This is a genomic window from Rahnella sp. GSA61A (assembly GCF_019969905.1).
Lineage (GTDB): Bacteria > Pseudomonadota > Gammaproteobacteria > Enterobacterales > Enterobacteriaceae > Rahnella > Rahnella aceris.
Genome location: NZ_JAHXYO010000012.1, coordinates 110,292 through 131,233, shown reverse-complemented (window position 1 = coordinate 131,233; position 20,942 = coordinate 110,292). Strand labels below are relative to the sequence as shown.

The following is a 20,942-nucleotide window of genomic DNA, read 5'->3' as shown; positions in this document are numbered from 1 at the left end:
TTTTCAGCCCTTGCTGCCGCCGGCGGTCAACCCGCTGACCATGGTTTTTTGCAGCCAGAGCGCAATAAAGAGCGGCGGAATGGCCGCAAGGATCCCGACAGCGGCAATCAGACCGTCGTCAGTGGCGCGCCCGGCGGTGAATCCGGCGATGGTGACCGGCAGCGTCTGGGCGTCGATATTGTTGGTAAACAGCAGGGCGTAGAAAAATTCATCCCAGGCCAGCAACCAGCCAAACATCGCCGATGCACCCAGCGCCGGTTTTGCCAGCGGCAGGGTGATGCGCAGCAATACTTGCCAGTAACGCAGCCCGTCGAGACGCGATGCCTGTTCGATATCCACCGGCAGCGCGTCAAATTGGTTTTTCAGCATCCAGGTGAGGAACGGCAGGATCATCGAGCAATACACCAGAATCAGCCCGAGATGGGTATTGAGCAGCGCGAGCTGTTGCAGGATGAAATACAAAGGCAGCACAAACGCCACCGGCGGAACCATGTAAATCGCCAGGCTGCCAAACAGCCAGCCGTCGCGACCGGGATAGCGCGAGAAGCTATAGGCCGCCGGTATTGCCAGTAACAACGACACCAGTGTGGCACCACAGGCGACCAGCACACTGTTGCCGAGCGCATGCAGGAACAGCGCACCGGGCGTTCCGGCCTGTAAGGTCAGCAGGCGGGTATAACGGTTGAAATCCCAGTGGCGCGGCAGCCATTCCAGCGGAATGCGGGTCAGATCTTCCGCCGAGCTGACGCTCATCAGGAACATCCACAGCAGCGGGGCAAGAATCGAAATGGCCACCATCAGCGCCGCAAAGTAACGTAAAACGAGCCGGATTTTTTGTTTCATTCGCTGCTCCCTGAACGGCGCTGACGCAGTAACATCAACATATAAATCATGATCAGCAGCGCGCAGATCAGCGTCATGAGTATCGCGTACGCAGCACCGCTGCCAGCGCGCAGATAACTGAACGATTCCTGATAGACAAAGAAACTGACGGTTTTGGTGCTGTCGAGCGGCCCGCCACGGGTCATGACATAAATGATGTCGAAGATTTTGAAGGCGTCGATGGTGCGCAGGACAAGCGCGACGGCCAGCGGTGCGGCAATCGCCGGTAAGGTGATTTTACGAAAACGGCGGAAAGCCGATGCGCCGTCGAGTCGTGCGGCTTCGAATAAATCTTCCGGAATGGTTTGCAGCGCCGCCAGCACCAGCAGGGTGATCAGCGGATAGTTTTTCCAGATATCCGCGAACATCACGGCATTGATCGCCGAAGACGGATCGCCGAGCCAGCTACGGTAGGCGTCAATCAGCCCGAGCTGAGAAAGCAGGGCGTTAATGCTGCCGTAATCGGGATTAAAGTTCAGCCGCCACAGGGTGGCGTTGACGATAGTCGGCAATGCCCATGGCAGAATCACCAGCACGCGCAGAGCGCTGCGTCCCCAAAACGGCTGGTTCAGCAACAGCGCGACCAGCACGCCGATGATGCCTTCAATAACCACTGAGACGACAGTGAAATAGAGCGTCCGCCAGAGTGCGGCGCGAAAATCCGGATCCGTCAGCGCATAGATGAAATTCTCGCTCCCCACCCAGTTGGGCGCAGAACCGTCGCCGATTAACCCGGCATCCGTAAAGCTGAGCCACAACGTGCGGGCGAGCGGCCAGGCGGTCAGTAAGAACATCATCAGAAGCATGGGCGCAAGCAGCAACCAGGCCTGACGTTTCTCGCGTTGGGGTAATGTCAGCATATCTTTTCCCAGCCCGTCCGGCCGGAACCGGGCGGGCTATTATAGTGTTGGCTTTAAAACTTAACGTAAACGATCAGCGGCTTTGGTTGCGGCTTCCATACCATCCTGAGCCGGGGTTTTACCCTGCAATACCGCCTGAATGTTTTGCTGCAATATGTTCGACAGACGGGAGTAATCTGCTGTAACCGGGCGCGACAACATCACATTCAGCGAGGTTTTCGCCGCCGCGATCAACTGCTCCTGATCTTTCTGCACCGCCGGATCTTCATAAGACGATTTCCAGATTGGCAGACTCAGTTTGGCGTATTTGTTCTGCACTGGCTGCGACGTCATGTAGCTGATGTATTCCCATGCCTGGTCCGGATGTGCGCTGGCTTTGGCGATGCCCAATCCCATCGACCCGTTAACGCCGGATGCGCCGCCTGCGGTTTCACCCGGTGCCGGAATGACCCCCACGTCACCCGCGACTTTGCTCTGTTTCGGGTCGTTCGCCATGTTGTACATGTAGGTCCAGTTCAGTGCGAAAGCCGCATCACCGTTGGAGAACGACTTACGCACATCTTCTTCCAGATATTCACGCGAATTCGGGTTAGTCAGCCCTTTATCCAGCGTCTCTTTCATGTAGCTGATGGCTTTCATCGCGCCGGAATTGGTGAAATTCAGTTTGCCGTCTTTGTAGAAATCCCCTTTGAACGCCGACACCAGCGTGGTGTAGTCGCACAACAGCGCTTCGGATTGTGACCAGCTCCAGACCAGCGGATATTTCACGATGCCTTTTTCTTTCAGGATCTCAGATTGCTTTTCAACATCAGCCCAGGTGGCGGGCGGGGTAGTGATCCCGGCTTTGGCCAGCATGGCTTTGTTGTAATACAGATATTTGGTGTCGAGGATCCACGGCATCCCCCAGCGTTTATCTTTGTAGGTCACGGTAGAAATCGCGCCGTCAAAAATCTTGTTGCTTTCTTCAGCCGGAATACGCGCCGTGACATCCTGCAACAGGCCGTATTTGTTAAATTCAGCAGGCCAGATCGCATCGAACAGCACCACGTCATAACCTTTGTCACCGGCACCGCGTGCGGCGACGATTTTGTCGTGCAGGGCTTCATATGGCACAAACTCCAGGTTCACTTTGATATCCGGATGCTGTTTGGTGAACTCGGCGGTCATTGCGCGGATATCCGCTTCGCTGTACGCCGCCTGAGTCATAAATAAGGCACTGAGCGTCGTATCGGCCAGCGCGCTGGCGGAATATCCCAGGGTGAGGGCAGAGAGGGCGCACAGGGTGGCCGCAGGGGTAAATCGTAGGCTCATCGTCATTCTCCGAAACAGGGTTAGGTTTATTAAATCAATTTGATTGCTTTAATTGGCTAAAAAAAATGGGAAGGCATAGTTCTGCCAGTCCCTGCGTCCCTGCCGGATGATTACTTTGCTACCGGGTCTTAATGTGAATCTCAAAAAAGATGGAAAGTGAATAATGACTGGCGATTATTATTAACATGGCAATAACATTCAAAGCTGTGATGCCACCGTCATATTCATCTTCTGTAATTTATAAAATCAATTTGATTGCTGTAATCACTGGCCACATACTGCCCGCAAGGTCTTCACCGTGGAGAGGGATGTGATAACAACGTCTGGTACCAATCTTGAGCACGCCCGTGCTCACAATCGTCGGGTGGTGATCGAAGCCATTCGCCTTAACGGTGAACTGACCCGCGCTGAAATCGCCCGGCTGACGTCGCTCACCCCCCAAACGGTCTCCAACATTGCCACCGAACTCGAGCAGGCGGGTATCCTGTCTTCCCACCTGCCGCGCCGTGCGGGAGGGCGTGGTCAGCCAGCAACGCCACTGACACTCAATCCTGACAGCGCCTATTCAATAGGCATCCATCTTGATCATCAGTCGCTGCTGACTGTGCTGGTGGATCTGACCGGAACTGTTCGCTTTCGCAAACTGATCCATGTACAGAAACCGCAGCCAGAGCCCACGCTGGCTCTTATCGATCAGGTTCTGCAAGAAATGCGCCAACAGGTGAAAATTGACTGGCGAAAAATATTAGGCGTGGGTGTGGTGATGCCGGGGCCGTTTGGCGTAGAAGGCATTTCCTCACAAGGGCCGACCACGTTGCACGGCTGGGATAATATTGATATTGAAGCGCGTTTAAGCGCCGCGACCGGCTGGCCGGTGACGCTGGAAAACGATGCGACGGTAGCCGCAATCGGTGAGCGTTTTCACGGTGTGGCCAAGCAATTATCGTCGTTTGTGTATCTGTATATCGGCACCGGGCTGGGTGCCGGCATCTTCACCGACGGACGGATTTACACCGGTCATGCACACAATGCGGGCGAAGTCGGCCACATTGTGGTGCAACCGGGCGGGCGAGAATGTTATTGCGGCAACAAAGGCTGCCTCGAACGTTATGTTTCTTTGCAGGCGGCGTATGAAGCCTGCGGACTGGATCCGATGTCGGCCATGCCCGAAGATCTGCTGAAAGTCGATGAAAAAGTGTTCGATAAATGGCTTGATACTGCCGTCGAACCGGCACTCCAGGCCATCAATATTATGGAATGCGTGTTCGATGCGCAGAGCGTGATTATCGGCGGCACCATGCCTAAACCATTGGTGGAAAAGCTGATTAAGCGCCTGACGCCCCTGTATAATTCGGTGCGCAGCCGGTACGCGCAGAGTGCACGCATTCGCCTCGGGATGTCCGGCAGCGACACACCCGCGCTCGGTGCTGCCGCGTTGCCAATATTTGATGAATTCAATCCGCAATATGAAGTGCTGTTGAAGTAGTGATGTTTAAGTGCTTTGATTTATATTGTGTTATCTGCAAATAGGGTGTGCGTGAAGGGGGATATTTTTTTGATATCCAGTCCTGACAAATAAAAGAAGAAAAACTTCTGCTTTTTGTTATCTCAAACTCACCCAGATTGGGGTCAAATATTTTATAAGTCCCTTTATGTATGCTCATGCCAATGCAGTGTGAGTAACCATTTTTTGAATAAACAACGATACTGAAAACACCCCTGATGGTGGATCTTGCAAATGACTGAAAATCATTTGTTTTTAAATCAACTTGTCTTATCGGGTAAAATAAGTCGCTGTTGAAAGCCAGGTTTATTTTTCCAGATATCAGGTACTTACACGTTAATGCGCGTTGGCGGGAAATAAAGTTATAAGTGTTTTTATAGAATAAAAAAGATTGAGGTTTCTCAGAAAGTTCATGCTGGATCCATGAACTTACCATCCCGGCACATACGCCATAACCTGAAACTGATATATCCCTGGTTTGTGTTTTTAAAAATGCCATCTGGTCAAGATGAAAATTACATGTCATGTGTTTTGTAGTCATAAAGATAGAGATTAATTAATGATTTCTGATGGGGCTAAATGTTATCACACGCACGCATCAGAAGATGTCTGGCATAGCTAAATGAATTATTTTCGATCCGGTATTGAAATTTCGAACCAACCGGTCTGACTCTTTGATCTGACCGGTTGGTCAGATTTGGCATAAGCTTTGCAAATGTTCTGTTATCAATCGTGAACGAGAATGTTGCAGAGAAGGACAATGCCATGAGTCAGATCATCACCCGCGCCGTCCGCGGAAATTTCTTCGATATCCGCGAGCCGGTATTACGGCCGGAAGATTTAGAAGCGCAGGTGCGTTATATCGAAGACGGCCTGATGTTGCTCAGCGGCGGCACAATCATCTGGCTGGGAAGCTGGCAGGAAGGTGAGGGCAAGCTGGCGCTGGTACGTAAAACCGCTGTTCTGGAAATTGATGATTATCGCGACAAGCTGATCGTCCCGGGATTTGTCGATACGCATATTCACTATCCGCAGACCGAAATGATCGGCGCGTACGGCGAGCAGTTGCTCGAATGGCTGACGCGCTATACCTTCCCGACCGAACAACAATATCACTGCGCGGATTACGCCAGGCGCATGTCGAAATTCTTCATCAGTCAGTTGCTGCTTAACGGGACCACCACGGCGCTGGTGTTTGGCACCGTTCATCCGCAGTCCGTCGATGCCCTGTTTAAAGAAGCCTCCGACATCAATATGCGGCTGGTGGCGGGCAAAGTGATGATGGACAAAAACGCCCCCGACGCCCTGCTGGAAACCCCTGAAGAAAGTGAACGCGACACGCGCGGGCTGATTGCGCGCTGGCATAACCGCCAGCGTCTGAGCTATGCGCTGACGCCGCGTTTTGCGCCGACATCTTCGCCTGAACTGCTGCAAAAAGTGCGGTTGCTTAAGCAGGAATTCCCCGACGTGTACATGCATACCCATCTGAGCGAAAACGTCGCCGAACTCTCCTGGGTGAAAGAAATGCACCCTGAACATCAGCATTATCTCGACGTTTATCATCAGTACGGACTGACCGGCGAACGTTGCGTGTTTGCACACTGTCTGCATCTGGATGACAGTGAATGGGATTGCCTGCACGACACCGATTCGACTATCGCTTTTTGCCCGACGTCTAATCTGTTTCTGGGCAGCGGTCTGTTTAATTTGCAGAAATCCTGGCAGAAACAAATTCGCGTCGGCATGGGCACGGACGTCGGTGCGGGCACCACCTTCAACATGCTGGAAACGCTGTCAGAAGCCTACAAAGTCGGACAACTGCAGCGTTACCGTTTATCTGCATTCGAAGCCTTCTATCACGCCACACTCGGCGGCGCACGGGCGCTGCACCTCGACGATAAAATCGGCAACTTTAATACCGGTAAAGAGGCGGATTTTGTGGTGCTCGAACCGGGTGTCAGTGCGCTGCAAAAATTACGTGCCACCAACAGTAAAACGCTGGCTGAAAAGCTGTTTGTGCTGATGACGCTGGGTGATGACCGTAATGTGTATTGCACCTACGTTGACGGCGAACCGGCGTATGTACGGGATGCTCAGCGGGAGGAACTCTCAGCATGATGAACAGTGATACCGGCGGCAAAGTCCGCCTTGCGCGTGAACGCACCCTGGAAAATATCCACGCGGCGGCCATTGCAGAATTCAGTGAAAAAGGTTTTCAGGGGGCAACCACTCAGGCCATCGCTCAGCGCGCCGGGATCAAAAAAGCCCAGTTGCATTACTACATCGCGGGCAAAGAAGAGTTGTACGAAGAGCTCTTGCAGAAAGTGCTGAAAGTCTGGGGCGATATCATTCAGTTCGACCCGTCCCTCAGCGAACCCGAGGCGGTGCTCAGCCGTTATATCCGCAATAAGCTGAATTTCTCGTTCGATCAGCCGCAACTGTCGCGCATTTTCACCAGTGAGGTGCTAGGCGGCGGTCACTATCTGCATAAATACTGGCCGCTGGCCACGCAGAATATCACCGGCAAAGAGAACCTGATCCATCAGTGGATTGAGCAGGGGAAAATCCGTGCGCTGGATGCCCGCCTGTTCATCATGCATATCTGGGCGGTGACGCAGTATTACGCCGATTTTGCGGTGCAGGTGAAGCATATGTACGGCAATTTCGAAGGCGATGAACAGGCGCGTGAACACATTATTGGTGAGGTTACGACACTGATTCTGAATGGCTGTAAAGCCTTTGCTCCTCCCCCTGCGAAGGGGGAGGCCGGGAGGGGGTATTAAGGGCAAACTCCCAGTCAAAGCATACATCAACTTTTTGATTTTGCTTTAAAACCCCACCCCAACCCTCCCCTTCGCAGGGGAGGGAGCAAACCAGTGATTTTTGAAGGATATGATCATGATCCAATTTCTGATGAACGGCAGGATCCACACGGAAAATCTGCCCGCTGACACGACGGTATTACAATATCTGCGCCGCGATGCAGGGCGCTGTGGTACCAAAGAAGGCTGTGCCTCCGGTGACTGCGGCGCCTGTACGGTGGTGCTGGCAGAAAAGCAGGGTGAGCAACTGCAATACCGCACGGTCAACGCCTGCCTGACGTTTATGCCTGCGGTGCATGGCAAACAGCTTATTACGGTTGAAGATCTGAAACATCGCGGCGAGCTCCATCATGTACAGCAGGCTATGGTGGATAATCACGCTTCGCAATGCGGTTTCTGCACGCCGGGTTTTGTGATGTCACTGTTTGCGATGGAAAAAAATAAACCTGTTTTTACGGTTGAAGGCGTGCAGGAAACCCTTTCCGGCAATCTTTGCCGTTGCACGGGTTACCGGCCAATCATGGATGCGGCGAAAGCCATTTGTGAAGCCCCGCAGGCCGATCAGTTTGATGCTGATGCCCGGCAAACGCTGGAAAAACTCGCCGCGATATCCGCGACTGAACAGCCGGTGACTATTGATGAACTGGCCGGACGTTATCTTGCCTGTCCGGATTCCCGTCTGGTGGCAGGCGGTACCGATCTGGCGCTGGAAGTCACACAACGTTATCAGCGCCTGCCGAAGCTGATTTCGCTGAGTCATATTCCCGAACTCAAGGCAATTACGCTGACCGGTCAGGCTATTCATATTGGCGCCGCCGCGCCGCTCAGCGCCTGTATGCCGTTTTTACATGAAGAGTTCCCGGCGTTTGGCGAACTGCTCGAACGGTTTGCATCACAACAAATTCGCAACCAGGGGACCTTCGGCGGCAATATCGCCAACGCTTCGCCAATCGGTGACGGCGGGCCGGTGTTGCTGGCGCTCGGCGCTTCGCTGCTGCTGCGGCGTGGCGCTGAACAACGGGAGTTACCGCTGGATCAGTTCTTCCTCGGTTATCGCAAAACTGCGTTGCAGCCGGGCGAATTTATTGAACAAATCCGCATTCCCCGCAATACCCCGGCGGCACGCCAGTTACGGGTTTATAAAGTGTCGAAACGGCTGGAGGACGATATTTCTGCGGTCTGCGCGGCGTTGCATATTGAAGTGCTAAATGGCGTGGTGGTGCATGCACGCGTGGCGTTTGGCGGCATGGCGGAAGTGGCGAAACGGGCCAGCGGCTGTGAGGCGCAATTACTTGGTCAGCCGTGGCAGACGGCAACTGTCGAGCGGGCCTGTCAGGCGCTGGAACTGGATTTCACGCCAATCAGTGATTTTCGTGCCAGCCGGGAATACCGCATGCAGGTGGCGAAAAATCTGCTGCGCCGCTGCCATATCGAAATGACTTCTCCTGAAACACTGATGCGGGTAACACATTATGTCTGAATCGAAACCATCACTTTCTCAGGCTGAGATGGAAGCGTTGTTCCGCACAGGGTTGCAGAGCGGCGTGGGCAAAAGCCAGAAACATGAAAGCGCGGAGAAACACGTCAGCGGTGAAGCGGTGTATATCGATGACCGGCTGGAATTCCCCCGTCAGCTGCATCTGGTGCCGCTGCTCAGCCCTCATGCGCATGCTGACATTTTGCATATTGATACCGAACCTTGTTACGCCGTACCGGGTGTGGTGCGGGTGATGACTGCACAGGATGTGCCCGGCAATCTGGACATTGCGCCGCTGACCCATGGTGATCCGCTGATGGCGCAGGGCACAGTGCAGTATGTCGGCCAGATTGTGCTGGTGGTGGCGGCAACCTCAATGGATGCCGCCCGGGCGGCGGTGGCGCTGGCGAAAGTGGAGTATCAGCCGCGTGACGCGGTGCTGACGGTAAAACAGGCGCTGGCGCTGGAACATTACGTCGAAGAACCGCATCAGCATAAACGCGGTGACGCTGAGATGGCGCTGGCCTGTGCGCCGCACCGTTTACAGGGCGAACTGGAAATTGGCGGCCAGGAGCATTTTTATCTCGAGACGCAGATTGCCTCAGTGATGCCCGGCGAAGACGGCGCGATGCTGGTGTACAGCTCGACACAGCATCCGACAGAAGTGCAGAAACTGGTGGCCTCGGTGCTGGATTTGCCGATGCACAAAGTCGTGGTTGATATGCGACGCATGGGCGGTGGTTTTGGCGGCAAAGAGACGCAGGCCGCTGGTGCAGCCTGCCTTGCCGCGCTGGCGGCGCATCTGACCGGACGTCCGGCAAAAATGCGGCTGTCGCGTCAGGATGACATGCTGATCACCGGCAAGCGCCATCCGTTTCATGTCAGCTATGACGTAGGGTTTACCGATGACGGCGTCATTCACGGTATCGACATTAAACTGGCGGCCAACTGCGGTTATTCGCTGGATCTCTCCGGTTCTATCGTCGATCGCGCCATGTTCCATTCCGATAACGCCTATTACCTCGGCGATGCGCTGATCACCGGTTATCGCTGTAAAACTCATCTTGCGTCGAACACCGCTTACCGCGGATTTGGCGGCCCGCAGGGCATTGTGGCGATTGAGCACATTGTTGATCATATTGCCCGCGAACTGGGTCTGGATCCGCTGACGGTACGCAAAAATAATTACTACGGTCAGGAAGCCCGCAACGTTACGCATTATCACCAGCCCGTCGGGCAAAACCTGTTGCAGGAGATGACGCAGCAACTGGAGGATAGCGCGGAATACACCGCAAGACGTGACGCTGTCACGAAATTTAACCGCAGCAACCCTTATCTGAAAAAGGGGCTGGCGCTGACGCCGGTAAAATTTGGTATCTCCTTCACCGCCAGTTTCCTCAATCAGGCAGGCGCGCTGGTGCTGGTCTATACCGACGGCAGTATTCAGCTCAATCACGGTGGCACAGAGATGGGACAGGGGCTGAATACCAAGGTCGCGCAGGTGGTGGCTGAGGTGTTTCAGGTGGATATCAGCCGGATTCAGATCACCGCGACTGATACCGGCAAAGTGCCCAATACCTCGCCGACGGCAGCGTCATCCGGCGCTGACCTGAACGGTAAAGCGGCGCAAAACGCGGCAGAAATCATCAAAGGGCGCATGGTTGAGATGCTGATGCGTGTTCATGATGCACAGGAAACTGACATCACCTTCAGCAACGGTCAGGTGCGCGTTAAAAATCAGTATTTCAGTTTTGAACAGGTGGCGACCCAGTGCTGGCTGAATCAGGTGCCGCTGTCCAGCACCGGCTATTACAAAACACCGAAGATTTTCTATGACCGCAGTAAAGCCGCCGGGCATCCGTTTTATTATTTCTCCTACGGCGCGGCTTGCGCGGAAGTATTGGTCGATACGCTGACCGGTGAATACAGGCTGTTGCGGGCAGACATTCTGCATGACGTCGGCGACTCACTGAATCCGGCGATTGATATCGGTCAGGTGGAAGGCGGATTCGTGCAGGGCATGGGCTGGCTGACCACGGAGGAGCTGGTGTGGAATGACAAAGGGCGCTTAATGACCAGTGGTCCGGCGGCGTATAAAATTCCGGCAATTGGCGATATTCCGCAGGATCTGCGCGTGAAACTGGTGGAGAACCGTAAGAATCCGGAAGATACCGTTTTCCATTCCAAAGCCGTGGGTGAACCGCCGTTTATGCTCGGGATATCCGTCTGGTGTGCCATCAAAGATGCCGTTGCCAGCCTGGCCGGTTATCGTGTACATCCGCACCTTGATGCACCTGCCACGCCGGAAAGAGTGCTTAACGCCATAAATCAGATGCATTTTCAGGGTGACGTTGTCACTCATTCCGCTATGGCTACCGCAAAAATTGCCGGCTGACGGGGGTTCTCATGCGTACTGATGACTGGGTAACGCGTTTACATGACCTGCAACGTCGCGGAGAACCGTGCGTGGTGGCGACGCTGGTGGAGAATCAGGGCTCCACGCCGCGTGATGCAGGCAGCAAAATGGTGATCACCGCTGACCAGCAATTTTATACGCTGGGCGGCGGCAATCTTGAGTTTCAGGTTACAGCCATTGCCCGCGAGATGTTGCAGCAGGGTGCGAAAACCAGCCGCTTCGAACGCTTTTCATTAGGGGCGCGGCTCGGACAATGTTGCGGAGGCATGGCGTCGGTGTTGCTTGAACCGCTGGGGCAACCGCAACCGCACGTTGTGGTTTACGGCGCAGGTCATGTCGGGCGGGCACTGGTGAACATTCTCAGCACCTTACCCTGTCGCATTACCTGGGTAGATGCCCGTGCCAGTGAGTTTCCGGCACAGGTGGACCCGCAAGTCACCTGCCTTGTGGATGAGGAACCCGAAAGCACGGTGGCGCAGATGCCCGCTGACAGTTATTTCATGGTGCTGACGCACGATCACCAGCTGGATTTCGCTCTGAGTGAGCGCATCCTGAAGCGCGACGATTTCCGCTACTTTGGCCTGATTGGCTCGGATACCAAGCGTAAACGCTTTGATTACCGTTTATCGGGCAAAGGGATTTCGTCTGAGCAACTGGCGAGAATGCGTTGCCCGGTGGGGCTGCCCGATGTGCGCGGCAAACTCCCGGCAGAAATTGCCGTGGCGATTGCCGGAGAATTTATCGCCGCGTATGGAAAATGATTGTTTCTTATAGATAATCTTTTTTCTATTCAGAACTCTTCAGATATTGCATTGATTTATAATGTGTTTTAATTAAAAGGAAGTGATTCATTTTAATCAGGAAGCTATATCGCATTTATGTCTTCTCCTGCCATGTCGTGTCGAACCAAACCTTCTCCACCGGTTCATAAAACAGTCACAAAACCGCAGTAATTTGTTTCCTCATTGAACGGGCCAGTGCCGCTTTGAGGAAACATCCGACGCATGTCTGCCATACAGATTTCCCACCTGAGTAAATCCTTTACCACTCAGCCGGTGCTCAATGACGTCTCACTGCATATTCATCACGGTGAGTTTGTTGCCGTGCTCGGTCCCTCAGGTTGTGGCAAAACCACGTTGCTGCGGACCATCGCGGGATTCGAGCCGGTAAACAGCGGCACAATCATCGTCGGTGAACGACTGTTTTCATCCACCGACGTCCATGTTCCAGCGGAAAAGCGCGATCTGGGCATTGTGTTTCAGAACTACGCGCTGTGGCCGCATATGTCGGTGGAAGAAAACGTAGCGTACAGCCTGAAAGTGGCGGGGATGGATCGCCATGAACGACGCACGCGAACGCAGGATGCGCTGGCGCTGGTGGGGCTGAGCGATTACGCCATACGCCGTCCTTCCGATTTGTCCGGCGGTCAGCGACAACGTGTGGCACTGGCACGTTGCCTGGTCACACGCCCCGGCGTGGTGCTGCTGGATGAGCCGCTGGCAAATCTTGATGTGCATTTACGTGCGGCGATGGAAGAAGAGTTCCGGCGTTTTCATCAGCACACCGGCGCAACGCTTTTGTATATCACCCACGATCAGCAGGAAGCGATGGCGATGGCTGACCGTGTCGTGGTGATGAACGAGGGCCAGGTGATGCAGTTTGCTACGCCGCAAACGCTGTACCGTGAACCAGCCAACGCCATGGTCGCGACCTTTATCGACGAGGGTCGCGTTATCCCGGCAAAAAATATTCAACCCGCCGAAAACGGCACGGCCTGGGCCGATGTTTTCGGTATGCGTATCCGGTTACGGGCTCCGGCACATCAGACAACGGTGAGTGAGGCGCAGGTGTGTGTCCATGCTGCGGATTTACGTTTTGCTCAGCACGGCGAACCGGGCATCGCTGCGCGGATCACCCGGGTGATTTACCGCGGCGGCTATCACCAGATTGACGTCGCGCCGGTAAACACGCCTGCGCTGAAGCTTTCCCTTCATTCCTCTCTTTCGCCCGATAGTTACGTGAGTGACATTGTCACTTTCGTCATTGCCGACGGCTGGATCCTTCCCCAATAATTTTCTCATTCTAAGGACAGGGCTATGCATATTTTAAAAACCATCACGTTATCCTTGAGCGCATTGCTGATTTGCGCCACGCAGGGAGAGGCAAATGCTGCCGAAGCCGCCTCCGGAAAGCTGGTGGTTTATACCTCTCAGGCACCGGAAATTGCCCAGCAAACGATTGACGCCTTCAAGGTGGCTTATCCGGATGTGCAGGTGGAGTGGACGCGCAACGGCACGACGCAACTGATGAATGTTTTGCAAACTGAAATGATGGCCGGGGACGTAAAAGCTGATGTGCTGTTGGTTGCGGATTCCATCAATCTGGGCGCGTTGAAAAAAGACGGCAAACTGATGGCCTATACCGATGCGCCGGTGGGAAATATCAGCCCGGATTTTTACGACAAAGATAAAACCTGGTTTGGCACCAAAATTATCGCCACGGTCATTGCCTACAACACTAAAAACGCCACACCGGTTGATAGCTGGATGGCGCTGACCGAACCGCAAAACAAAGGTCAGGTGGCCGTGCCAAGCCCGCTGTATTCCGGGGCGGCGTTGTATCACCTGCATACGGCCATTAATACGCCGGACATCGGCTGGGCGTTTTATCAGAAACTGGCGCAGAACGGCATTACCCCGGAAGGTGGCAACGGCCCGGCGCTGAAAGCGGTAGCGAGTGGCATGGCGAAGTATGGCGTGATTACCGATGCCGATATTATCCGCGCTAAAAAGCAGGGCTCGCCGATTGATCTGGTGTATCCGAAAGAGGGGGCTTCATTTGTGACTGAGCCGGTAGCCATTCTTTCCGGGGCACATAACGTGCCTGCGGCGAAGGCGTTTGTTGATTTCATGCTCTCACCGCAGGGCCAGCAATTGGTTGCGAAACAAGGTAACCGGCCAATTGAATCCGGCATTGCGGTACCTGAAGGCTTTGCACCGCTGGATTCGATTAAGCTGCTGACGCTGGATTCAGATAAAGCGGTGGCGGATGATAAAGAAGTTCGCGCGAAATTCACTGAAATCTTCGGTGGCTGACAGCCCAAAGGACAGCCAGATGAGCGTGATGAGTGAAGTTCAGCGCCGCGCCACCCCCTCGCGTCGGTTCTGGCCGGGCAGTGAGAAGGGCGTGCTTTGGGCCCTGACGTTGCTGATCGGGATATTGTCGATAGCGCCCCTGATGCGACTGGTTTGGGCGGCAATGGCGCCTGAAGGTGTGCCGGACATCTCGCGGCTCAGCCATTTACTGGGCACACGAAAAGTCCTGACCGCCACGCTGAATACACTGACGATTGCTGTCGTCTCAACTTTGCTGGCGATGGTGCTGGGTACAGTGGCGGCGCTGCTGATCGCGCTGACTAATTTGCGCGGTAAACAGGCCTGGGTATTTACTTTTATTCTGCCACTGATGATCCCGCCGCAGGTAACAGCGCTGGCGTGGGTTCAGGCACTTTCGCCATCCAGTCCGGTATTGCAGTGGCTGGGGTTAACGCTGCCCGCCGGTTCGACTTCGCCGCTGTATTCGCTGACCGGCATTATTGTTCTGCTGGGATTGCACAATGCGCCGCTGGTTTTCCTGATGGTGCGGGCCGGGTTGCGCAGGTTGCCAGCCGAACTGGTGGAGGCCGCGCGCAGCGGTGGGGCACAACCGTGGCGGGTATTGTTTACCGTGATTTTGCCGCTGGTGCGCCCGGCTATTTTTGCCGGTGCGGCACTGTCGTTTGTCACCGCAGCGGGTAATTTTGGTATTCAGGCAATGCTCGGCATTCCCGGTCGTATCCCGACGCTGATCACGCTGGTGTATCAGCAACTCAACAGCGTGGGGGCGTCGGCGCTGACGGATATGGCGGTGCTTTCGCTGCTGATTGCCGCTATTACGCTTGCCGGACTGATGTTCAGCCGCTGGCTGGGCGGGCGGCAGGATGTGCGTGTCACGGGGACGCCGCGCGCGCTGCATCAGTCTCTGGGGCGATGGCGTTTACCGGCAGAAATTGCGGCCTGGCTGTGGATGTCGCTGACGCTGTTATTGCCGCTTTCCGCGCTGATGACCACGTCCCTGACCACGGGTTTTGGTCAGGCACTGACCTTGCAGAGTCTGACGCTGAGCAATTATGCCAATGCGCTGTTCGGGTATCCGGCAATCCGCCATGCCTTTATGACCAGCCTCGGGCTTACCGTGATGACTGCGCTGATCCTGACACTTTCCTCGTTGTTTCTGGCGTATTTCCTGAGCTGGCAGCGAACGCGGCTGGTGCGTATTTTACAACTGTCGACCGAACTGGCTTACGCGTTGCCGGGGATAGTGACCGGAATTGCGGCGATCCTGTTTTTCCTCAAACCGTTGCCACTGGTGCATATCAGCCTTTACGGCACGGTATGGATTATCCTGGCGGCTTATCTTTCCAGTTTTATGGCACTGGTGCTTCGTCCGACGCTGGCCGGTTTTGCGCAAATCGAGCGTTCGCTGGATGAGGCCGCACAAATATTCGGTGCCAGTTTCCTCCAACGGATGCGCGATATAGTGATGCCGCTGGCGGCGCCGTCGGCCATGGCGGGCACGATTCTGGTGTTCCTGACCGCACTGAATGAGATTCAGGTGTCGATTCTGCTGGTCACATCCGGTACGCAAACGCTCGGACCGATGATTGTGTTTCTTGATGAAGGCGGTTCTTCCACGCTGGCCGCAGCCGTGGGGTGCCTGATGATTGGTGTGGTGCTGGTCTTTATGCTGCTTGCGTCGCTGTTTGCGCGTCGACTGCCGGAAGGCGTATTGCCGTGGCGCGTCTGAAATTCTGCCTGCTGCAAAAATCCGCAGCAGGCAGGATTTTACAGGGTTTTCAGTGGCTCACTGCGCTGCCAGAAAGCAACTGCAGACCCCAGACACAACAGATAACCCATCAGTTCGGTGCCTTCTTCGACAATATTTTTCACTGTCCGTACGTATTCGCCTTGCATCACCACTTTCCAGATCATATTCATCCCAAAGACCCGTGAGAACACCAGGATCAGTACCAGACCGCAAACCATATAGTGACAGGCCGGATGAACCAGAAAAGCTGACAATCCGCGCAGGCTGGTTTTCGGCGTGATGCAGGCCCAGGCGATACAATAGACCGCGAACAGGCTGGCGAAATACACCCATGAGCCGTAGTGGATCAGGTCAAACAGGGCATCGAGTTCGCGGATAAGCATGCAGAAGAAGAACCCGCCAATCAGGATCATACCTCCCCGCAATGCCGGATGTTTTTTGGCCTGTAAGAAAAACAACGCGCTGATGGCCAGCAGTGAAAGTTCCTGAAGGAACTCAGTGGCGGAAATTTCCTGGATACCGTCTTTAAATATGGCCACATCCAGCCAGATGACCAGCGCGGTACAAATGGCTCCCAGGGCTAATAAGATAAAATTGAGTAAGTGTTTAAAAAATGTGTGTTTCATTATTGTCCTGATTTCAATACGTTGGCGTGCATACTTCACGTGTTCTGAACATTTTTCTGCGTTGCGTGAGGTGCTGCAAGGATACGGAAGGTGATAACAGGGATATTGTGAATGCGTGCGGGAATGATAATTATTATGAATGTTATGTGCTATTTATTGGGATTTCTCGCATGATTTGAAACCCCACGTCATTTACTAATGACGAACGCGAGCAGATGGTGATAGGTTGCACGGAAACTGCCAGAGAGAGGCCATTTAGCAATCCATGAGTAATCAAACTACAACCGCCAAGCAGCTGGAAGTTCAGCGCATTGTCGATGTTCTGTCTAAAGCCATCGCGCAACAACGCCTGCGTCCGGGCACCCGGCTGGTGGAATCACAGCTTGTTGACGCGCTGGGTGCTAACCGTAACCACGTTCAGGTGGCGTTACAGCGTCTGGCGATGCAGAGAATTGTGACCATCGAACCTAACCGTGGCGCAATGGTGGCGCAGCCCACCGCCAAAGAAGCGCGTGAAGTGTTTATCGCCCGTCGTGCTATCGAACGGGCGATCGTTGAATGTATCGGGCCGGATGTGATCCGGCGTCACCGTCACCGTATTAGTGCCCATCTGCGCGGAGAGCGTGAAGCTGTGCAATCCGAGGACCGGCGCGCCATTGTGCGTGAGCTGAGTGAATTTCATCTCATTCTCGGGGAAATTTCGGGCAATGATGTTCTGAGTGAAATTCTGTCGAATCTGATGGTGCGCAGTTCCCTGATTGTGTCGTTGTACCAGCGTAACGAAGTGCCGTCGTGCCAGTGTGATGAACATCAGGCGATTATCGATGCACTTGAAGCGGGGGATAATACGCAGGCCGCTGAAATTATGCAGGAACATCTGGACGATCTGGAAGGGGTGTTGGATCTTGATGACGAGGCCGCCGGAGAGGTGAATCTGCGTCAGGCGTTGTCTGATTTATAAAGCCTGAAAAATCCTGCCCGCCGGTTTTCGACCCGCGGGCAGGATACGCATTACGATGATTTCAAATCGCGCAGCTGCGCACGGTCATTGTAGAAACGTTTGTAAGCGAGATAACCGGCAATAATCGTCGATAAGCTCGCGGTCGCCAGCAGCATAAAGGTCACCATAATCTGATATTTGATGGCTTTCACCGGATCGATACCCGCAAAAATCAGCCCGGACATCATGCCCGGCAGGCTGACAATCCCGACGGTTTTCGCTGCATCTACGGTCGGGATCATGGCGGCACGAATGCTGTCACGGATAATCCGGTCGGAAGCCATTTTTACCGGTGCGCCGAGGCTCAGCATCTCGAGGATCTTTTGCTGATTATCGAGAAAACGCTGGTTAAGGTTGCTGTAACACAGGCCTACTGCCACCATCGCATTCCCGGCAATCATCCCCGAAATCGGAATCACCTGCATGGGCAGAAATTCGATCGAACCGCTGAGGATCAGAATCATTAATGTCAGCGAGGTACCCACCGTAATGGCGATAAAAGAAATGATAAATCCGTTATCGATATTACGGCTGCGCTTTTTGGCATTCAGCGCCGCATTTACGCAGATAAACAGCACCATCAGCACGGTTAACAGGCTGTTATTGATATCAAAAATGTATTTGAGAACGTAGCCGACAATCACCAGTTGTACGATAGCGCGGGCAACGCTCCAGATGATGTCTTTTTCCAGTCCGAGCTTTTCTTTCTTGCTGACGAGCAGGGCGACGACGACCAGGATCAGCGCGAGAGCCAGAGACTGGTTGGTAATATTATGCTGATTCATGCGACGCGCTTCCTGATGAATGACGGGTCAGGGTAATGACGTTTTTGGCGTGGCGGATTTCGTTCAGGTCATGGCTCACCCATAACACGGCGATCTGCTCTTTCTCAACCAACCCGGCAATGATGTCGTTGATGTTGATTTTATTCTCTTCATCCAGCGCGCTGGTGATTTCATCAAGTAATAAAATATCCGGCATAAATTGCAGATTGCGCAGCAATGCGATGCGCTGTTTTTCCCCGCCGGAAAGCTCCTGCGTACGTTTGGTCAGCATGTCTTCGGATAAATTTACCTGTTTCAGCCAGTCGCGAAGCTGCCCGTCATCAGGTTTTTTATTGCGGATCTGATAAGGCAGGGCGAGGTTATCGTAAACCGTTTCGCCAAATAACGACGGTGTCTGGAAGCAATACGATACGCGCTGGCGGTACGCTTCAGGTTTGATCTGCGTAATATTTTCGCCTTTGAAATAAAGATTTCCACCGGTCGGATTTTGCAATGACGCAATAATCTTCAGCAACGTACTCTTTCCGCTCCCTGAAGGGCCGGTCAGTAAGGTAAATTCCCCCGGATTCAGGGCGAGGGAAACAGGTTCCAGCAGCGGGATATGGTTGAGTGTAAAAGAAACGTCTTGCAGACGAAGGAGGTCAGTGGGAGTGGTCACGCCTGAGAATCCTTTGGTAGCGGAGGTTTTACGCCTTCCCCACTCATGAGGGGAAGGTTGGGATGGGGTGTGGGTTAATGCTGGCAGAAAGTTCGGTTGTAAAACCGTCTTCCAACCTCCCCCCTGGCTGGGGGAGATGTAAAGAAGATTACTGAGCCGGGACGGGGGCAGGTGCCGGAGCCACTGGCGTTTCCTGATCAGGGGTTGCTGCCGGCGCTGCCGGCCCACCCAGAATACCGAAAAGACCGGCGAATTCCTGCAATGTCATTTTCTGGCCATTCAGGTCAACCTGATTGTCAGCGTAATGGAAGCTGCTGGTAATAGTATCGTCTTTCACCGTGGTCAGTTTAAACATCTGACCCATCGCTGCCAGACCCTGAACCTGCTGCTGTGCCAGTTTAGCGGCGTCGTCTGCGCTGTAACCTTCCAGCTGAGCCACCTGCGTGGTGACCTGAGTAGCCATCGGCAGAGGAATAGTCAGTTTGGCATCAACCTTATTTACCAACTGAGACAGCATTTGATCCTGAGTCTGTGCCGGCGTTGCGGCCGGATCTTTGAGATCCAGTTGCAGGGTGAAGTTACTTTCGCCTTTGCTATTTTTCCAGCTCAGCGGTGCAATGCTGATGCTCGGATTGCCTTTGAGCAGCAGTGGCAGGTTAGCCAGCAGTAAATCGGTAGCCTGTTGCTGATAAACAGCCGGATCAATCTGACCCTGTTGCAGCAGAAGTGCGCGGGATTGCTGGTTATAGTTGTCTGCGAACTGTTTCATCGCCGCGCCATCGAGTTTATCCAGCTTCAGTGTCAGTTTGGCTGAACCGAAATCTGCACCCTGAATTTTCAGTGCGTCGAGGGTGTAATCCTGCTGACCGGCGATGTTATTGCCATTTTCAGAGAATTTGCTCACCAGTTTGAAGTTATCCAGCGAAGCGGCATCTTTGCCGTCAACGTTCACCAGGATTTGCTTCATAGTCAGGTTTTGATCACCCACGCCGACCTGAAACTTACCTTGTTTGGTGTCGCTGTCCATGCTGAAACCGGCCAGGGTCACTTTTTCAAGCTGACCCCACTGATTTTTAGAGGTCAGAGCGATGCTGTCGGTGCTGGCGTCCAGCTTCATGGCCGTCAGATCTTTGTCGACATCGACATTGATTTTACCGCCAGAGAAGGCCAGCTGGCTTTCATCTTTCTGATACGTCACAGGAATGATGTCAGCCGCCGAGGAACTTGCGCCGCTGTAGGAAACGCGGGTGTCAATCGTGACCAGAGATTTGCCTTTGGTGACATCAAACAGACCTTTCACCGTTGGCGTGTTTTGCAGCTCTGAATGAACAGAAGCCATGCTTGGGATCAGATTGAATTTTTTCAGCTGAGCGGCAGGGAAAGGGCCGTGATCGATAGTTTCGATAAAGGCAATTTCGTCACCCGTTTTCAGTACGCTGGTGCCCGCCGTTGCGGCAGCAGGCTCCGGTTGCAGAACAATGCGCATTTTGCTGCTGAACAGCCCGCGCTGATAATCCTGATAGCTGACTTTCAGCCCGGCTTTCGGATAAGCACTTTGCAACTGGCTGTTAGCCGCCGCAACCTGTTCATCCATATGTTGTTCGATCAGCTTGCCCGTATACCACGAGACGCCTGTCCAGGCCGCGCCAAGGACTACAATGACGCTTACAGCGACTAACGACTTCTTCATATCTCTGTTTATCCTTATGAAATGTCCCGAAAATAAAAAACGCCT

At 53.8% G+C, this 20,942-nt stretch carries 18 protein-coding genes; 10 read left to right on the top strand and 8 right to left on the bottom strand.

The window, feature by feature from the left end:
- Positions 1 to 3: 3 nt before the first annotated feature.
- Genes LC431_RS16260 through LC431_RS16250 form a run of 3 tightly spaced genes read right to left on the bottom strand, consistent with a single transcriptional unit; the run spans position 4 to position 3,053 of the window.
- Positions 4 to 843: a carbohydrate ABC transporter permease gene (locus tag LC431_RS16260; protein WP_223510087.1), complete on the bottom strand. Its 840-nt coding sequence runs from the start codon at positions 841 to 843 to the stop codon at positions 4 to 6.
- Entirely contained in the window at positions 840 to 1,742 is a 903-nt protein-coding gene (locus LC431_RS16255; RefSeq protein WP_223510086.1) for a carbohydrate ABC transporter permease, read from the bottom strand. Before LC431_RS16255 ends, LC431_RS16260 begins: the two co-directional genes overlap by 4 nt.
- Positions 1,743 to 1,802: 60 nt before the next feature.
- Positions 1,803 to 3,053, bottom strand: coding sequence for an extracellular solute-binding protein (locus LC431_RS16250; RefSeq protein ID WP_013575532.1), 1,251 nt, complete (start codon positions 3,051 to 3,053; stop codon positions 1,803 to 1,805).
- 313 nt (positions 3,054 to 3,366) lie between these two features.
- On the opposite strand from LC431_RS16250, the gene LC431_RS16245 reads away from it, so the two are divergent.
- On the top strand, positions 3,367 to 4,539 hold the full coding sequence (locus LC431_RS16245; RefSeq protein ID WP_173362098.1) for an ROK family transcriptional regulator: 1,173 nt from the start codon (positions 3,367 to 3,369) through the stop codon (positions 4,537 to 4,539).
- Here the strand turns inward: LC431_RS16245 and LC431_RS16240 are convergent.
- Positions 4,508 to 5,056 carry a YopT-type cysteine protease domain-containing protein gene (locus tag LC431_RS16240; RefSeq protein ID WP_157962106.1) on the bottom strand — a complete coding sequence of 183 codons (549 nt, stop codon included), beginning with the start codon at positions 5,054 to 5,056 and terminating at the stop codon, positions 4,508 to 4,510. The two genes, LC431_RS16245 and LC431_RS16240, sit on opposite strands and share 32 nt — an antisense overlap.
- 266 nt (positions 5,057 to 5,322) lie before the next feature.
- Here LC431_RS16240 and guaD point away from each other — a divergent pair, with 266 nt between their 5' ends.
- The 8 genes from guaD (at position 5,323) to LC431_RS16200 (ending at position 16,117) form a co-directional block, all read left to right on the top strand.
- The gene (gene guaD, locus LC431_RS16235; RefSeq protein WP_217244101.1) at positions 5,323 to 6,675 is read left to right on the top strand and encodes a guanine deaminase; all 1,353 of its coding nucleotides are present in this window, start codon (positions 5,323 to 5,325) and stop codon (positions 6,673 to 6,675) included.
- On the top strand, positions 6,672 to 7,340 hold the full coding sequence (locus LC431_RS16230; protein WP_013575529.1) for a TetR family transcriptional regulator C-terminal domain-containing protein: 669 nt from the start codon (positions 6,672 to 6,674) through the stop codon (positions 7,338 to 7,340). The genes guaD and LC431_RS16230 overlap by 4 nt, the downstream gene beginning before the upstream one ends.
- Before the next feature lie 115 nt (positions 7,341 to 7,455).
- Complete coding sequence (gene xdhA, locus LC431_RS16225; protein WP_013575528.1) at positions 7,456 to 8,859, top strand: xanthine dehydrogenase small subunit; 1,404 nt, start codon at positions 7,456 to 7,458, stop codon at positions 8,857 to 8,859.
- Positions 8,852 to 11,251, top strand: a complete 2,400-nt coding sequence (gene xdhB / locus LC431_RS16220; RefSeq protein WP_223510085.1) for a xanthine dehydrogenase molybdopterin binding subunit — start codon at positions 8,852 to 8,854, stop codon at positions 11,249 to 11,251. The genes xdhA and xdhB overlap by 8 nt, the downstream gene beginning before the upstream one ends.
- 11 nt (positions 11,252 to 11,262) lie before the next feature.
- Positions 11,263 to 12,033 (top strand): xanthine dehydrogenase accessory protein XdhC, encoded by a 771-nt coding sequence (gene xdhC, locus LC431_RS16215; RefSeq protein WP_223510084.1) that lies wholly within the window; start codon positions 11,263 to 11,265, stop codon positions 12,031 to 12,033.
- Positions 12,034 to 12,276: 243 nt separating this feature from the next.
- A complete protein-coding gene (locus LC431_RS16210) occupies positions 12,277 to 13,344 on the top strand; it encodes an ABC transporter ATP-binding protein (protein WP_013575525.1) in 1,068 nt (355 codons plus the stop codon).
- A gap of 24 nt (positions 13,345 to 13,368) precedes the next feature.
- Positions 13,369 to 14,367: an ABC transporter substrate-binding protein gene (locus LC431_RS16205; RefSeq protein WP_223510083.1), complete on the top strand. Its 999-nt coding sequence runs from the start codon at positions 13,369 to 13,371 to the stop codon at positions 14,365 to 14,367.
- Positions 14,368 to 14,386: 19 nt separating this feature from the next.
- Positions 14,387 to 16,117 carry an iron ABC transporter permease gene (locus LC431_RS16200; protein WP_126124887.1) on the top strand — a complete coding sequence of 577 codons (1,731 nt, stop codon included), beginning with the start codon at positions 14,387 to 14,389 and terminating at the stop codon, positions 16,115 to 16,117.
- A 38-nt stretch (positions 16,118 to 16,155) separates the two neighbouring features.
- Here the strand turns inward: LC431_RS16200 and LC431_RS16195 are convergent, their stop codons facing one another.
- Entirely contained in the window at positions 16,156 to 16,764 is a 609-nt protein-coding gene (locus LC431_RS16195; RefSeq protein WP_112152262.1) for a hypothetical protein, read from the bottom strand.
- 265 nt (positions 16,765 to 17,029) lie between these two features.
- Here LC431_RS16195 and LC431_RS16190 point away from each other — a divergent pair, with 265 nt between their 5' ends.
- On the top strand, positions 17,030 to 17,725 hold the full coding sequence (locus LC431_RS16190) for a GntR family transcriptional regulator (protein ID WP_013575521.1): 696 nt from the start codon (positions 17,030 to 17,032) through the stop codon (positions 17,723 to 17,725).
- A gap of 50 nt (positions 17,726 to 17,775) precedes the next feature.
- Here LC431_RS16190 and fetB read toward each other — a convergent pair whose 3' ends face one another.
- The 3 genes from fetB to LC431_RS16175 all read right to left on the bottom strand — a co-directional run bounded on the left by fetB (position 17,776) and on the right by LC431_RS16175 (position 20,897).
- Positions 17,776 to 18,549 (bottom strand): iron export ABC transporter permease subunit FetB, encoded by a 774-nt coding sequence (gene fetB, locus LC431_RS16185; protein WP_013575520.1) that lies wholly within the window; start codon positions 18,547 to 18,549, stop codon positions 17,776 to 17,778.
- The gene (fetA, locus tag LC431_RS16180) at positions 18,536 to 19,207 is read right to left on the bottom strand and encodes an iron ABC transporter ATP-binding protein FetA (protein ID WP_166860321.1); all 672 of its coding nucleotides are present in this window, start codon (positions 19,205 to 19,207) and stop codon (positions 18,536 to 18,538) included. Before fetA ends, fetB begins: the two co-directional genes overlap by 14 nt.
- A gap of 148 nt (positions 19,208 to 19,355) precedes the next feature.
- Positions 19,356 to 20,897, bottom strand: a complete 1,542-nt coding sequence (locus tag LC431_RS16175; protein WP_013575518.1) for a YdgA family protein — start codon at positions 20,895 to 20,897, stop codon at positions 19,356 to 19,358.
- Positions 20,898 to 20,942 lie beyond the last annotated feature (45 nt).